Here is a 13,631-nt window from a genome sequence, read left to right as displayed (position 1 = left end):
CGCCGCGCGCCCGCCGCAGGCGGACGCGCCGGCGGAGCCGTCAGCGCGCGGGCGCCGGATAGGCGCGCGGCAGGCCGTTGTCGGCGCGCAGGTAGCGGTCGCGCAGTTCGGTCTGACGGCTGCGCATCGGGATCGCGCGGCCGTCCATCCACACCTGCAGGGCGACGTGGGCGACGTCGAGCGGATCGCCGCTCCACAGCACCAGGTCGGCGCGCTTGCCCGGGGCGATGCTGCCGACTTCGCCGGCGACGCCGAAGGTGTCCGCCGGTACCCGGGTCAGCCCGGCCAGGCCGTCGGCCCAGGGCAGGCCGGCGGCGACCGCATTGCCGGCCAACTGGCGCACCTTGCGCGCGTTGTGCGCGGCGCCGCCCTCGCTGAAACCGACCGCGACCCCGGCCGCGCGCAGCCGCGCGGCGTTCTCCAGGCTGGCGCCGACCTGATCGAAGTCGCTGGGCAGGTTGGACAGCGGATTGACGAACACCGGCACCTGCGCCGCGGCCAGCTGGGGCGCCAGGCGCCAGGCCTCGGCGCCGCCGGCGATGGCGATCCGCAGCTTGTGCCGCGACGACCAGCGCAGCAGCTGGCGGATGTCGGCGGCGCGGTCGACGCCGAACACGATCCGGCCGCCGCCGTCGAGGTACTTGAGCAGGGCCTGGCGCCCGGCCGGGGTCAGCAGGGCCGCGTGGTGGCCGGACGGAAGGCGCCCGCGCGCCTCGTCGATCAGCTGATCGAGAATCATCCATTGCGCCGCGCGCGAACTGCCGCTGAGGCCGAGGCTGTCCTTGCCCAGGCGCACGAACAGCGCGCGCGGGCCGATCGGGTCGGGGCCGCCGTCGAGGCGCTCGACCCCGCCCTGGCCGGCGACGATCGAGCCGCCGGCGGCGGTGCCGGCGCCGAGCAGGGTCCAGCCGATGCCTTCGATGCGCGCGACCGGGATCAGCACCGAGTCGGGGTTGTAGGCCAGGGTCACGTCGAACTCCGGCCGCACCGTCATTTCCTTGGTGTCGGCGCCGAGCGCGACGGTCTGGTCGACGGTCGACTTCTCGCCGGAGACCTCTTCCAGGCCGAGCTCGGTGATGCCGCCGAACAGGGTCGGGGTCAGCGGCCGGCCTTCGGCCTCGACCACCTGCGCGCCGGCCGGCGCGCTCAGGCCCTTGCCGATCGCCCGCACCACCCCGCCCGAGACCAGCACGTCGGCGTGTTCGAGCGAGCCCTGGGCGGTGGCGGTATGCACGGTGGCGTTGCGGATCAGCAGGTTCTGCGCCGGCGCGGCGAAGCTGGCGGCGGCCAGCAGGGCGGCGGCGAGAACGCGGCGGCGGACGGCGGCGCGGTTCATCGCAGGCCTCCGGTCGTCGCCGCGCCCTGGGTCGCGGGTTGGCCGAGCAGGAAGTCGGACTTGGGCTGGCGCGCCGGGTCGGCGCGGTCGTAGATCCGCGCGCCGTCGACGTAGACCTGTTCGGCCTTGGCGTAGACGCTGAAAGGATTCCCGTTCCAGACCACCACATCGGCCATCTTGCCCGGCTCCAGGGTGCCGGTGCGCTCGCCGATGCCCAGCGCCTTGGCCGGGTTCTGGGTCAGCCAGCGGATCGCCCGTTCCGGCGCGATCTCGATCCCGGCCAGGCGCGCATGCGCGATCACCTTGGCTGCTTCCTGGTTGAGCCGCTGGATGCCTTCCTCCGAATCCGAATGCACGATCGCGCAGCTGTTGGCCGGGCGGTCGACGATGGCGATGTTCTCCTGGATGCCGTCGAAGGCCTCCATCTTGAAGCCCCACCAATCGGCCCACAGCGCGCCGCACACGCCTTCGGCGGCAAGCCGGTCGGCGATCTTGTAGGCCTCCACGCCGTGGTGGAAGGCGCTGACCTTGAAGCCGAACTCCTTGGCCAGGTCGAGCATGGTGGTCATCTCGTCGGCGCGGTAGCAGTGGATGTGGACCCGGATGTCGCCCTTGATCGCGCCGGCCAGGGTGTCGAGCTTGAGGTCGCGCTTGCCGCCGGTGTCCTTCTCGCTGTCGGCGCCGTTGCCGTTGGGCTTGGCGCTGCTCTGCCACCAGCGCTTCTTCTGCGGCGCGGCGTTCTTCGGCGTGGTCTTGCGCAGGTATTCGCTGGCGTCGATGAAGGCGGCGCGGTAGCCGGCGACGTTGCCCATGCGCGTGCCCGGCGAGGTGTTGCGGCCGCCGTAGACGCGCTTGGGGTTTTCGCCGCAGGCCATCTTCAGGCCCCAGGGCGCGCCCGGGAATTTCATCGCCTGGTAGCTCACCGCCGGCACGTTCTTCAGGGTCACGCCGCGGCCGCCGATCAGGTTGGCCGAGCCGGGCAGGATCTGCAGCGAGGTGACGCCGCCGGCCAGGGCGGTGGCGAAGCCGGGGTCCTGCGGCCAGATCGAATGCTCGGCCCACACGTTCGGGGTCACCGGGCCGGTCATCTCGTTGCCGTCGGAATGCGCGCCGACGCCGGGGCTGGGGTAGACGCCCAGGTGCGAGTGCACGTCGATGAGACCGGGGGTGATCCACTTGCCCTCGGCCGCGACCCGGGTCGCGTCGGCCGGGGCCTCCAGGTGGCTGCCGACGGCGACGATCTTGCCGTCGCGCAGCAGCACGTCGGCGCGGTCCAGGCGCTGGCCGGTGCCGGTCAGCACCGTAGCGCCCTGCAGCAGCACCGGGCCGGAGGCGAGCGGGCGGTAGGTGCTGGGGTAGGGGTCCTGGGTGTAGCGCGAGGTGGCCGGCGCCGGCGTCGCGGCCTGCGCGGCGCTGCCCAGCAGCGCCAGGGCGCAGCCGGCGAAGAGCGGTCGAAGCATGATTTTCCCCGGAAAAGCGAGCAATTCAAACGGATTGCGGGCGACCTTGAACCGTAGCGGCGGCGATCGGCGCTGCCAACCCTGACGAAGGTCATAGGCATGCCACAATGGCCGGACAACAACTAGAAAAGGCCAAGAACGTGAAAGACAAAGAACAGATCGTCGAAAACTGGCTGCCGCGCTACACCGGCGTCCCGCTGGACCAGTTCGGCGAGCACATCCTGCTGACCAATTTCGGCGGCTACCTGCACACCTTCGCCCGTCTCACCGGCGCCGAAGTCGTGGGCCTGGACCGGCCGATGCCGAGCGCGACCGCCGACGGCATCACCATGATCAACTTCGGCATGGGCAGTCCCAACGCGGCGACCATGATGGACCTGCTGTCGGCGATCATGCCCAAGGCGGTCCTGTTCCTGGGCAAGTGCGGCGGCCTCAAGCGCAAGAACCAGCTCGGCGACCTGGTGCTGCCGATCGCCGCGATCCGCGGCGAGGGCACCTCCAACGACTACCTGCTGCCGGAGGTGCCGGCGCTGCCGGCCTTCGCCCTGCAGCGCGCGGTCTCGACCACGATCCGCGACCTCGGCCACGACTACTGGACGGGCACGGTCTACACCACCAATCGCCGCGTCTGGGAGCACGACGAAGCCTTCAAGGAACGGCTGCGGGCGATGCGCTGCATGGCCATCGACATGGAGACCGCGACCGTGTTCGCCGCCGGCTTCGCCAACCGCATTCCCTGCGGCGCGCTGTTGCTGGTGTCCGATCAGCCGATGATCCCGGAAGGGGTCAAGACCGAAGCCTCCGACGCCAAGGTCAGCGCCAGCTTCGTCGACAACCACATCAGCGTGGGCATCGAAGCGCTGAAGCTGATCCGCCGCCACGGCAAGTCGGTGCGTCACCTGCGCTTCGACGAGTAAGCCGCCGCCGCGCATCGGCCCCTCTCCCGCGTGCGGGAGAGGGGGTGGGCGAGGGCTCCCCGGTTCCGGCGCGGCTGAACAGTTCACCCATGCCATCAAGCTAAAACCCCTTGTTTTTAAGGGTTCTGAGACGCCCCGCACGCCGCCTCGCACGGCCTGAGACCTGCCCGGACGACACTGTGCCCCACGACCGGAGGACAGGTCATGGAACAGCTCATCTTCACCGTCATCGGCGCCCTGTTGACCTGGGCGTTCTACTTCATTCAGCGCATCGCCGAACGTCGCGGCACGGTCGACGCGATCGAGCGCGGCAAGCAGCTGCTGGCGCTCAAGCAGGAACTCGACGGCGCCCACACCAGCGTCGAGGAACTGCGCCGCTTCGAAAGCCGCCTGATCGGCAAGGCCGAGACCACCGCGCGCATCGCCGACCGTTACGTCGGCAAGGCCGAGGCGCTGGCGCGCGACAGCGACGACGCCAACGTCAGTCAGGCCGACATGAGCCGGCACGCATTGGCCGAACTGGAACGCGAGCAGGCGCGGCTGGAACGCGCGGTCGCACGCTTGCGCGGCCAGCTCGACGGCAAGAGCCGGGAGGCGTTCGAGCAGACCCACCAGGCCTGGCTGGCATTCCGCGAGCGCCATGCGCGCTTCGTCGCCCAGTCGTACTCCTCGCGCGCCGTGCAGCCGCTGATTCACGCGGTGACCATGGAAAACCTGACCGCGGCCTGGATCAACGAACTGGAAACCCAGCTCGGCGAAGCGCCCGACGCGGGCCCGCCTGCGGCGGCGTAAACCCTGGTTGTCTGTAGGAGCGGCGTGAGCCGCGACTACCGCAGTGGTGTACGCGAGCGAAACATCCGAAGCCCGGACAACCAGTAGCGACAACAGACGACGCAGGCAACCGGGCTTCGGCCGTAGCGCTTTCGATCACCGCTGCGGTGGTCGCGGCTCACGCCGCTCCTACAAGAGCAATCCGGCTTGCGCCGCTCCTACAACAGCGATGCGGTTCACGCCGCTCCTACAAGAGCGGCTGGCTTCGACACGGTGTTGCGGCGGTGCTAGGGTGCGGCCCTGTCTTCGCGATCTCAGGTTAATCATGTCCGTCACCGCACAAGACGTCGTCGCCTTCTGGCGCAACGCCGGGCCGAGCCGCTGGTTCGACCGCGACGAGCAGTTCGACCATCAATGCCGCAGCGGTTTCCTCGAAGCCCACTTCGCCGCCGCGCGCCGCGAGCACGACGACTGGGTCGAACGCGACGCCGAGTCGGCGCTGGCGCTGCTGATCCTGCTCGACCAGATCCCGCGCAACGTGTTCCGCGGCAGCGCGCACTCCTATGCGACCGATCCGCTCGCGCGCCACTACGCCCGGCGCGCGCTGGCGCTCGGTCACGACCAGCGCATCGAGCCGGCGTTGCGCGCGTTCTTCTATCTGCCGTTCGAGCACTCCGAGGACCTGGCCGACCAGCGCCTGTCGCTGGAACTGCATCGGCGCCTGCCGGCTAACGCCGACGGCAGCGATCCGGCGCGGTGGGCGCAGCAGCACCTGGACCTGATCGAACGTTTCGGCCGCTTCCCGCACCGCAACGCCGCCCTCGGCCGCGAATCGACCGCCGACGAACAGGCCTACCTCGACGGCGGCGGCTTCAAGGGCTGAGCCGCTTCGGTTCCCCCCTGTCGCGGCGAACGCCTCTTGTAGGAGCGGCGTGAGCCGCGACCACCGAAGCGATGACAGAACGCGTGCCGGCCGAAGTCGGTCATGCGGCATGGGCCATGCCCGCGCCGGCGGTCTGGGCTCCGGATGCTTCGCTCGCGTCCACCGCTGCGGCTGTCGCGGTTCACGCCGCTCTTACAAGAGCCGTCGCGGCGTTCAATCGAGCAAATGGCGTTGCGGCGAATACTCGACCATGTGCAGGGTGCGGTCCTGGATCTGTCCGACCATGCGGCCGCGGCTGCGGGTTTCGCGCTTGATCCTCGACCATTCCTCGTCGGCCATGAACCGGGCCCAGCGGTCCTTCATCGTCGCTTCGTCCGGCCATTCCAGCAGATAGGCGAATTCGGTCCGCTGCTCCTGCCGGGTCTCCCACATGGCGACGATGCGGAAGTCGTAGCGCTGCATGATCCGCAGCGCATGATCGCGGAAGCGGGCGTGGAAATGCGGCTTGGTGTCTTCGAAGATTTCGTAGATGCGCAGCTGCTGGATCGGCGCGGGGACCGGCTTGGGCGGATCGGCGGCGCGGGCGAGGGTGGCGAGCAGGCACAGCGCGGCGAGCGCGCCGAGGGCGCGGATCGGGAAGGCGAAGGTCACGGGCTACTCCGCAGCAGGCGCCGATCCGTGGCGAGGTGGGCAACGAGGCGCGAGGTTAGGGGGCGTCGCCGCAGGCGGGCATCGGCCACAAGGCGGAGACGAGGTGGGCGTTGGTGACCAGTCAGGTTGAAGCGACCGCCTCGGATGCCGGGCGGAAGCGGATCGCGCGGAAGCCCCCCGCGCCAGGCGTCCACCCCAGCGCGATCCGGCGTGCGCAAACGAAAACGGCCGCGACGCAGGGCGTCGCGGCCGTCGCGGCGGCGGCTGGCGCCGGCGGCTCAGTATTTGGCGATGCCCGGCTCGATGTCGGCCCAGGCGTCGATGCCGCCGACCACGTTGTAGACCTCGCTGAAGCCGAGCTGGCGGAAGTGCTCGGCGGCCTGGGCGCTGCGGCCGCCGTGGTGGCACAGAAAGGCCAGCGCGGTGTCCTTGGGCAGCGCCTCGAGCGTGGCGGTGCCGGCGTCGAAGGTATCGAAGGCGACACCGGCCTGGGCCAGCGCGCGCTCCTCGGCCGGGCGTACGTCGACCAGGCGCAGGCTGCCGGCGGCGACGCGTTCGCGCGCCTGCGCCGGGGTCAGCGGCTGCACCGCCGGCGGCGCGTTCGGGTTGACGATCACCAGACCGCGGCCGCGTTCGTCGTCGGCCCAGTCGATCGACACGCCGTCGGCGCGGCGCGCGTGCATCCAGTCGGTCTGCACCCGCACGCCGTCGACTTCGACCGCGATCGCCGCAGCGTCGACCGGCGCCAGCTGCAGGCGCACGTTGTAGCGCGGGTCGACTTCCAATTGCACCGCATAGCCTTCGCCGGCGTTGGCGACGGCATCGCGCAGCATCTTGGCCGCCGCCGGGGTGATGCTGAGCCTGGGCGGGCTGCGATCCGGCGCCGGCAGGCCGAGCAGGCCGTGCAGTTCGCCGCTGGCGGCCATCTGCTCGACGATGTCGCTGCCGCCGACCAACTGGCCGTCGACGTACAACTGCGGAATGGTCGGCCACTCGCCGTAGACCTTGATGCCCTCGCGGAGGTCCGCATCGGCCAGCACGTCGACGTGGGCGTAGCCCTGCGGCAGCAGCGCGTTGAGCGCGCCGGCGGCCTTGGCCGAGAAACCGCATTGCGGCGCGTTCGGCGCGCCCTTCATGAACAGCACGACGCGATTGGACTGGAGCAGGGTTTCGATGCGCGAACGCAGGGCGGGATCGAGGGACATGACGGTCTGGCGGGCGGAGATGGGGCTCACATGGGGGCGGGGCGCCGGCGGCGCAAGGTAGGATGCAGGCTCTGTTCGCCCCCTCCCGCCCGATCAGCCCCCGAGACCGCGTCCCGCGCATGGACCGCCCCTTCGCCGCCGCTCACCGACCGCCGCGCCGGCCCTGGGCCTGGGCCGGCTGGTTCGCCGCCTCGCAGTTGCTGGTGGCGGCGTTGTGGTGGCGCTACGGCTGGGCGACCGGCCTGGCGGCCCTGCTGCCGAGTCATGCGGCGATGTTCTGGGGCACCCTGTGGCCGCGCTCGCGTCTGTTCGGGCCGGTGCTGTCGCGGTTGGCGACCGCCGAGCGCGCGGTCTGGCTGACCATCGACGACGGGCCCTCGGCCGATACCGAGGCGATGCTCGACCTGCTCGATGCGCACCGCGCCAAGGCCACCTTCTTCGTCGTCGCCGAGCGCGCCGAGCGCCATGCCGGCCTGCTGCGCGAGATCGTCCGCCGCGGCCACGAGGTCGGCAACCACAGCCACAGCCACCCTTCGGCGCGGTTCTGGGCGCTGGGGCCGCGGGCGATGGCGCGCGAAATCGGCGAGGCCCAGCGGCGCCTGGCCGCGTTGCTGCCGCAGCCGCCGCGCTGGTTCCGCGCCGTGGTCGGCATGGCCAATCCCTTCACCGCCGCGCCGCTGCGCCGCTACGGCCTGAGCCGGGTGGCCTGGAGCGCGCGCGGTTTCGACGCGGTCGAGGCCGACCCGGACAAGGTGGTGGCGCGGATCGAACGCGATCTGGCCCCGGGCGCGATCGTGCTGATGCACGAGGGCTCGGGCCACGGCCGCAACGTCGAAGCGATGCGCCGCCTGTTGGTGCGGCTGGACGAGCTGGGCTACCGCTGCGCTTTGCCGGAAGCGCGTCCCGGCGACGCCTGAGCGCGTTCCCGGTTCGCCGTTCCGGCCGGGGCGCTTTACTCGGGCCGCGCGGCGACGATGCGCCAGTTGTTGAACGGGGTGCGGCCGAACAGCGGGGTGAACTCCACCGCCAGCCCCGCCGCGATCAGGCGCGCGCGCAGCGCCGCGCCATCGGGGTAGTACCGCGGGGTCGCGTTCATCCAGCCCAGCACGCGCGAGAACAGGTCGACCGCACGGGTGATGCGGGCGCGGCCGGTGCCGTCGTCCAGGCCGGTGCGGATCACCAGCCGCGCGCCGGGCGTCAGCATCGCGATCATCGCGTCCAGCGCCCGTTCCTGCGCCGGGTAGGGAATGAACTGCAGCACGTCGAGGATCGCCACGCTGCCGCGGTGTTCGGGCACTTCGCGCGCCAGGTCGACCACGTCGAAACCGGCCTGGTCCAGCCCGACCCGCGCGGCGGCGCGTCGGGCGCGGCGGATCTTGGCCGCATCGCTGTCGACGCCGCGGTAGGGCAGGCGGATGCCGTCGGCGTGCAGGGTGTGGGCGAGCAGGCCCAGGCCGCAGCCCAGGTCGAGCAGCGGCGCGCGGGTGCCGCGCAGGGCCGCGCTGACGCCCGGGTACAGCGGATCGCTGCCGAGCTTGGCGCGGCTGTAGTAGTAGTCCCAACGGTTGCCGAGCGGATGCTCGGGCAGATAGGCGCGCGCGATGCGGTCCGCCTGTCCGTGGGCCATGGCCTGTACCGCTTCGTTCATCGTCTGGTCGGGCGTGGAGACGCGGGCCGTCCAGTGTCGCATCCGTCGCCGCGCGCGGGAACCGCAGCGCGGCGCGGGGCTCAGGCCGCTTCGGTCAGCAGGCGCTGCGCGACCGGCAGGGCCAGCGCGGTCCATTCGGCGTACATCGCCGCCGACGGATGCAGGCCGTCCTCGGCCAGCATCGCGCTATCGGCGCTGAGCCGGCGCGAGACCGGCGCGATGTCGACGTAGGCCACGCCGTACTCCGCGCACAGGCGTTCGGCGGCGGCGTTGAACGCATCGAGTTCGGCGCCGATGACCGCACCGCCGCGCGCGTCCTTGGCCCCGAACGGAGTCGCGCCCCAGTCCGGGATCGACAGCACCAGCACCCGCTCGCGGCGGCCGCGCGCATAGCCGAGCGCGCGCTTGAGCAGGGCGCGGAACTCGCCGGCGTACTCGGCCGCGCTGCGGCCGCGGTACTGGTTGTTGACCCCGATCAGCAGACTGACGAAGTCCCACTCGCCCAGCGGTTCGGACAGGTCCAGCGCGGTCGCCAGTTCGTCGGTGGTCCAGCCGGTGGTGGCGATGATGCGCGGGTCGGCCAGGCCGATGCCGCGCGCGCGCAGCGCCGCGGCCAGCTGCACCGGCCAGCGGCCGTTCTCGGCCACCGCTTCGCCGATGGTGTAGCTGTCGCCGAGCGCCAGGTAGGACATGCCCATGTCAGGCTGCGCCATGGCGGCTCAGGCCACCGCAGCGCGGGCCTTGTCGTCGGCGCGCTCGGCGTAGCGGTCGAGCACGCGTTCGATGCGCAGGAACACCTCGCGCACCTGCTCCGGCAGCGGCAGCAGGGTGACGCGGAAATGATTGCGGTAGGGCACGTTGAAGCTCGAGCCCGGCACCACCAGCACGTCTTCGGTTTCCAGCAGTTCGAGCGCGAACTTGTGGTCGTCGAAGCCCTGCGCCGCGGCGCCGGTCACCGCCGGGAAGGCGTACAGCGCGCCGGCCGGGGCGACCAGCTCCAGGTGCTTGCTGGCCTGCACCGACTCGATCACCGCGCGGCGCGCTTCGTACAGGCGGCCGCCCGGCGCGCACAGCGGGGCGATGGTGTCCTCGCCGTGCAGCGCGGCTTCGATCGCGAACTGGCCCGGCACGTTGGCGCACAGGCGCAGCGCGCCGAGCAGGTCCATGGCGTGATGGAAATCGCCGCTGGCGACCGGGTCGCCGGACAGCACCGCCCAGCCCACGCGCCAGCCGCAAGCGCGGTGGACCTTGGACAGGCCGCCGAAGCTCAGGCAGGGCAGGTCGCCGGCGATCGGCGCGATCGGGGTGAACTGCGCGCCGTCGTACAGGATCGAGTCGTAGATCTCGTCGCACATCAGCAGCAGCTTGTGGCGCGCGGCGATGGCGACGATGCGCTCGATCAGCTCGCGCGGGTAGGCCGCGCCGGTCGGGTTGTTGGGGTTGATCAGGACGATCGCGCGGGTGCGGCTGGAGATCAGTTGCTCGATCTCGTCCGGGTCGGGCAGGAAGCCGTTCTCCGGCTGGCAGCGGTAGTACACCGGGCGGCCGTCGTTGAGGATGGTCGCCGCCGACCACAGCGGGTAGTCGGGCGAAGGCAGCAGCACTTCGTCGCCGGGATTGAGCAGGGCGCGCAGCGACAGGTCGATCAGCTCGCTGACGCCGTTGCCGACGAACACGCGCTCGGGCGAGGCGTTGGGCGTGCCGCGCTGCTTGTGGAACGCGGCGATCGCTTCGCGCGCGATCGGCAGGCCTTGCTGGTGGGTGTAGGGATCGGTGTCGGCGATGCGCTCGGCGATCGCGCGCTGCAGGTGCTCCGGCGCGCGGAACCCGAACGCGCCCGGATTGCCGATGTTGAGCTTGATCTGCTTGCGTCCCTGGGCCTCCAACTCGCGAGCTCGCCGGGCCAGTTCACCGCGGATTTCGTAGCGGACTTCGGACAGGCGTTCGCGGGTTTTCAGGGGCGGAAGGGACATCGCGGCAGGATCGGAATGGGAAAGGTGCCGTCCAGACTAGCTGAATCGCAATCACTAATCAGCTGATCGCCCGGCCCGGCGGGGCCGGCAGGCGGGGGCGGGGCGCACAGTTCACCGGGCCGGGCGGCGACGCGGGCGGGGAGGGGGCGGGCGAGGCGTCGCGCGGCCCGCCGCGACGGGCGCCGAGGGCCGCGCGACCGGCCGCCTATGTAGAATCGCGCCATGTCCCCCGTCGTGCGCGCCTTTGACCCCTGAACTGTCCGCCTTGCAGGCGATCGGCTGGCCGATCACGGCCGCCGACCCGCTCCCGGCCGACCCGGTCTGGCAGCAGGCCCTGGCCGAGCACCCCCACGCGCGCCCGGCGCGGGTGGTCGAGCAGCACCGCAGCGGCTATGTGGTGGCCGACGGCCCCGACAGCAGCTTCCCGGTCGACTCCCTGCCCGAATGGCAGCGCCCGCGCTTCCCGCCCGAGCAACGCCCCGGGGTCGGCGACTGGCTGCTGATCGAGGGCGAGGGCCGGCGCCGGGTGGTGGCGCTGCTGCCGCGCCATACCGCGATCAAGCGCGGCGCCGCCGGCGAGCACTACAAGCAGCAGCTGATCGCCGCCAACGTCGATACCGTATTCGTGGTCTGCGGCCTCGACGCCGACTTCAACCCGCGCCGGATCGAGCGCTACCTGCTGCTGGTGCGCGGCGGCGCCGAGCCGGTGATCGTGCTGACCAAGGCCGACGAGGCCCTGGCCGCCGACGAGAACGCGATCGCCGCCGCGACCGGGGCGCTGATCGAACTGGCCCAGGGCGTGGCGGTGCGCGCGGTCAACGCCCGCGACCGCGACGGCGTGCGCGAGGCCTTGGCGGCGTGGCTGGGCCCGGGCCGCACCGCGGTGTTGGTCGGTTCCTCCGGCGCCGGCAAGTCGACCCTGACCAACAGCCTGCTCGGCATCGAGCGGATGAAGACCGGCGCGGTGCGCGAAAGCGATGCCCGCGGCCGCCACACCACCACCCACCGCGCGCTGATCCCGCTGCCGACCGGCGCCTGCCTGATCGACACCCCCGGCATGCGCGAGCTGAAGCCCACCGGCGAGGAAGACGTCGCCGAGAACTTCGCCGACGTCGAGTCCCTGGCCGAGCAATGCAAATTCCGCGACTGTTCGCACCACCGCGAACCCGGCTGCGCGGTGCGCGCCGCGATCGAGGGCGGGCGCCTGGACCCGCAGCGCTTCGCCAATTACCTCAAGCTGCGCGAGGAAGTCGCCGGCGCCGCCAACAAGCTCGCCAACCGGCGCGCGCAGAAGGCCGACGAGAAAGTGCTGGGCAAGGCGCTGAACAAGCGCCTGGAAGACAAGTATGGCCGGCGCTGAGGCCGGCTCGGGGATGTGCGTGCCGGCCGGCGGCCGAAGCTTGCCGTTGCCTCCGCCTTTGCTGCAAACACAAGCCACCCCACACCCCGCCCCCCGAGCCGCCGCATGAGCCTGCTCTCGCCCAGCCTGCACGCCGAGATCCAGCACCATGCCGCGCTCGATGCGCGCATGGTCCGTGCCGCGCGCGGGATCAAGCTGTTGACCATGGCCAGCTGGCCGGCCGGCATGGAGGTGCAGTTCCTCGCCGACTACGCCCGCGGCACCGCGCGGCCGCCGACGGTGATCTACCCGCAATACGACTTCGCCGACGTCCGCGCCGAACTGGACGCGATCGCCGCCGAGGCCGACCCCGACCATCCGCTCGGCGAGTACCTGATCGATTCCTCGCGCAGCTGGGGCATCGCCGCGCAGCTGGTGGAATCGCTGGGCTCGCCGGAGGTGACGGGTTACTCGATCCAACTGTTCGGCCAGCCCGACGTGGCCCTGCCGGGGCAGGGACCGAGCACGCGCGAAGCGGCCAACCACTTCATCTCCATCGCCGACGAACTCGACCGCGAGCTGATGTCGCCGGCCGAGACGGTGCAGATCTCCGCCACCGCGCTGAGCCTGCAACTGCAGCGCGACCTAGACGACTACTTCGACGGCCGGGTGATCGAGGTCGTGCTCGACCCCGAGCTGATCGCCAAGGCCGCCGCCGGCGCGACCCGCATTCGCCTGCGCAGCGGCGCGGCGTTCAGCGACTACGACCGTCACCAGCTGCTGCAGCACGAGGCCTTCGTGCATTCGCTGACCGCGCTCAACGGCCGCGAACAGCCGGTGCTGCCCAGCCTGGCCTTGTCGTCGCCGCGCAGCACCGCCACCCAGGAAGGCCTGGCGACCTTCGCCGAACAGATCACCGGCAGCATCGACATCGGCCGCATGAAGCGCCTGAGCCTGCGCATCGACGCAGTGGCGATGGCGCTGGACGGCGCCGACTTCATCGAAGTGTTCCGCTACTTCATCGACGCCGGCCAGTCGCCGGAGGACAGCTTCGCCTCGGCTCAGCGCGTCTACCGCGGGGTACCGACCTCGGGCGGGGCGGCCTTCACCAAGGACACCGTCTACCTGCGCGGTCTGGTCGGCGTGCACACCTTCTTCCGCTGGGCCTTGCGCCAACAGAAGCTGCACCTGTGCCGCTGGCTGTTCGCCGGCAAGATGACCCTGGGCGACGTGCAGCGCTTCGAGCCCTTGTTCCAGGACGGCGTGCTGGCGCCGCCGCGCTGGATGCCGCCGTGGATCACCCGCGCCAACGGCCTGGCCGGCATGCTGGCGTTCTCGTTGTTCGCCAACCGCATCCGCCTGGACCAGATGGCCGAAGGCGACTTCAGCGAAATCGGCTGAGGCTTCTGTAGGAGCGGCGTGAGCCGCGACAGTCGCAGCGACGCATG

Annotated in this window: 13 protein-coding genes; 6 read left to right on the top strand and 7 right to left on the bottom strand. The window is 71.3% G+C overall.

Annotated features, from left to right (window positions below; genetic code table 11):
• Window positions 1-40 precede the first annotated feature (40 nt).
• Both TX83_RS04085 and TX83_RS04080 read right to left on the bottom strand, forming a co-directional pair.
• Window positions 41-1,336: an amidohydrolase family protein gene (locus TX83_RS04085; protein WP_064746657.1), complete on the bottom strand. Its 1,296-nt coding sequence runs from the start codon at window positions 1,334-1,336 to the stop codon at window positions 41-43.
• The gene (locus tag TX83_RS04080) at window positions 1,333-2,796 is read right to left on the bottom strand and encodes an amidohydrolase (protein ID WP_064746656.1); all 1,464 of its coding nucleotides are present in this window, start codon (window positions 2,794-2,796) and stop codon (window positions 1,333-1,335) included. The genes TX83_RS04085 and TX83_RS04080 overlap by 4 nt, the downstream gene beginning before the upstream one ends.
• 140 nt (window positions 2,797-2,936) lie before the next feature.
• Here TX83_RS04080 and TX83_RS04075 point away from each other — a divergent pair, with 140 nt between their 5' ends.
• The 3 genes from TX83_RS04075 (at window position 2,937) to TX83_RS04065 (ending at window position 5,367) form a co-directional block, all read left to right on the top strand.
• Window positions 2,937-3,713, top strand: coding sequence for an AMP nucleosidase (locus tag TX83_RS04075; protein ID WP_064746684.1), 777 nt, complete (start codon window positions 2,937-2,939; stop codon window positions 3,711-3,713).
• A 204-nt stretch (window positions 3,714-3,917) separates the two neighbouring features.
• Window positions 3,918-4,505 (top strand): lysozyme inhibitor LprI family protein, encoded by a 588-nt coding sequence (locus tag TX83_RS04070; RefSeq protein ID WP_064746655.1) that lies wholly within the window; start codon window positions 3,918-3,920, stop codon window positions 4,503-4,505.
• Between the two features lie 304 nt (window positions 4,506-4,809).
• The gene (locus tag TX83_RS04065; protein WP_064746654.1) at window positions 4,810-5,367 is read left to right on the top strand and encodes a DUF924 family protein; all 558 of its coding nucleotides are present in this window, start codon (window positions 4,810-4,812) and stop codon (window positions 5,365-5,367) included.
• Window positions 5,368-5,580: 213 nt separating this feature from the next.
• Here the strand turns inward: TX83_RS04065 and TX83_RS04060 are convergent, their stop codons facing one another.
• Window positions 5,581-6,018 (bottom strand): NIPSNAP family protein, encoded by a 438-nt coding sequence (locus tag TX83_RS04060; protein WP_261370007.1) that lies wholly within the window; start codon window positions 6,016-6,018, stop codon window positions 5,581-5,583.
• Between the two features lie 278 nt (window positions 6,019-6,296).
• Window positions 6,297-7,223: a Grx4 family monothiol glutaredoxin gene (gene grxD / locus TX83_RS04055; RefSeq protein ID WP_064746682.1), complete on the bottom strand. Its 927-nt coding sequence runs from the start codon at window positions 7,221-7,223 to the stop codon at window positions 6,297-6,299.
• 119 nt (window positions 7,224-7,342) lie between these two features.
• On the opposite strand from grxD, the gene TX83_RS04050 reads away from it, so the two are divergent.
• Window positions 7,343-8,140: a polysaccharide deacetylase family protein gene (locus TX83_RS04050; RefSeq protein ID WP_064746653.1), complete on the top strand. Its 798-nt coding sequence runs from the start codon at window positions 7,343-7,345 to the stop codon at window positions 8,138-8,140.
• A gap of 35 nt (window positions 8,141-8,175) precedes the next feature.
• Here the strand turns inward: TX83_RS04050 and TX83_RS04045 are convergent, their stop codons facing one another.
• The 3 genes from TX83_RS04045 to TX83_RS04035 all read right to left on the bottom strand — a co-directional run bounded on the left by TX83_RS04045 (window position 8,176) and on the right by TX83_RS04035 (window position 10,844).
• The gene (locus TX83_RS04045) at window positions 8,176-8,850 is read right to left on the bottom strand and encodes a methyltransferase domain-containing protein (protein WP_064746681.1); all 675 of its coding nucleotides are present in this window, start codon (window positions 8,848-8,850) and stop codon (window positions 8,176-8,178) included.
• 101 nt (window positions 8,851-8,951) lie between these two features.
• The gene (locus TX83_RS04040; protein ID WP_079248034.1) at window positions 8,952-9,569 is read right to left on the bottom strand and encodes an SGNH/GDSL hydrolase family protein; all 618 of its coding nucleotides are present in this window, start codon (window positions 9,567-9,569) and stop codon (window positions 8,952-8,954) included.
• 21 nt (window positions 9,570-9,590) lie between these two features.
• The gene (locus tag TX83_RS04035; RefSeq protein ID WP_064746651.1) at window positions 9,591-10,844 is read right to left on the bottom strand and encodes an aminotransferase class I/II-fold pyridoxal phosphate-dependent enzyme; all 1,254 of its coding nucleotides are present in this window, start codon (window positions 10,842-10,844) and stop codon (window positions 9,591-9,593) included.
• 244 nt (window positions 10,845-11,088) lie between these two features.
• On the opposite strand from TX83_RS04035, the gene rsgA reads away from it, so the two are divergent.
• Both rsgA and TX83_RS04025 read left to right on the top strand, forming a co-directional pair.
• The gene (rsgA, locus tag TX83_RS04030; protein WP_064746650.1) at window positions 11,089-12,204 is read left to right on the top strand and encodes a ribosome small subunit-dependent GTPase A; all 1,116 of its coding nucleotides are present in this window, start codon (window positions 11,089-11,091) and stop codon (window positions 12,202-12,204) included.
• Between the two features lie 105 nt (window positions 12,205-12,309).
• Window positions 12,310-13,584, top strand: coding sequence for a flavohemoglobin expression-modulating QEGLA motif protein (locus tag TX83_RS04025; RefSeq protein ID WP_064746649.1), 1,275 nt, complete (start codon window positions 12,310-12,312; stop codon window positions 13,582-13,584).
• Window positions 13,585-13,631 lie beyond the last annotated feature (47 nt).

The organism is Lysobacter antibioticus HS124 (assembly GCF_000336385.2).
GTDB lineage: Bacteria > Pseudomonadota > Gammaproteobacteria > Xanthomonadales > Xanthomonadaceae > Lysobacter > Lysobacter firmicutimachus.
The sequence above is the reverse complement of the archived record's forward strand: the minus strand, read 5'-3'. Positions and strand labels throughout refer to the sequence as shown.

Bases quoted from the DNA above. Each gene is read 5' to 3' on its own strand.
- TX83_RS04025 (WP_064746649.1), top strand. From the start codon at position 12,310: ATGAGCCTGCTCTCGCCCAGCCTGCACGCCGAGATCCAGCACCATGCC.
- TX83_RS04065 (WP_064746654.1), top strand. From the start codon at position 4,810: ATGTCCGTCACCGCACAAGACGTCGTCGCCTTCTGGCGCAACGCCGGG.
- grxD (WP_064746682.1), bottom strand. From the start codon at position 7,223: ATGTCCCTCGATCCCGCCCTGCGTTCGCGCATCGAAACCCTGCTCCAG.
- TX83_RS04080 (WP_064746656.1), bottom strand. From the start codon at position 2,796: ATGCTTCGACCGCTCTTCGCCGGCTGCGCCCTGGCGCTGCTGGGCAGC.
- TX83_RS04045 (WP_064746681.1), bottom strand. From the start codon at position 8,850: ATGGCCCACGGACAGGCGGACCGCATCGCGCGCGCCTATCTGCCCGAG.
- TX83_RS04050 (WP_064746653.1), top strand. From the start codon at position 7,343: ATGGACCGCCCCTTCGCCGCCGCTCACCGACCGCCGCGCCGGCCCTGG.
- TX83_RS04035 (WP_064746651.1), bottom strand. From the start codon at position 10,844: ATGTCCCTTCCGCCCCTGAAAACCCGCGAACGCCTGTCCGAAGTCCGC.
- TX83_RS04085 (WP_064746657.1), bottom strand. From the start codon at position 1,336: ATGAACCGCGCCGCCGTCCGCCGCCGCGTTCTCGCCGCCGCCCTGCTG.
- TX83_RS04070 (WP_064746655.1), top strand. From the start codon at position 3,918: ATGGAACAGCTCATCTTCACCGTCATCGGCGCCCTGTTGACCTGGGCG.
- TX83_RS04040 (WP_079248034.1), bottom strand. From the start codon at position 9,569: ATGGGCATGTCCTACCTGGCGCTCGGCGACAGCTACACCATCGGCGAA.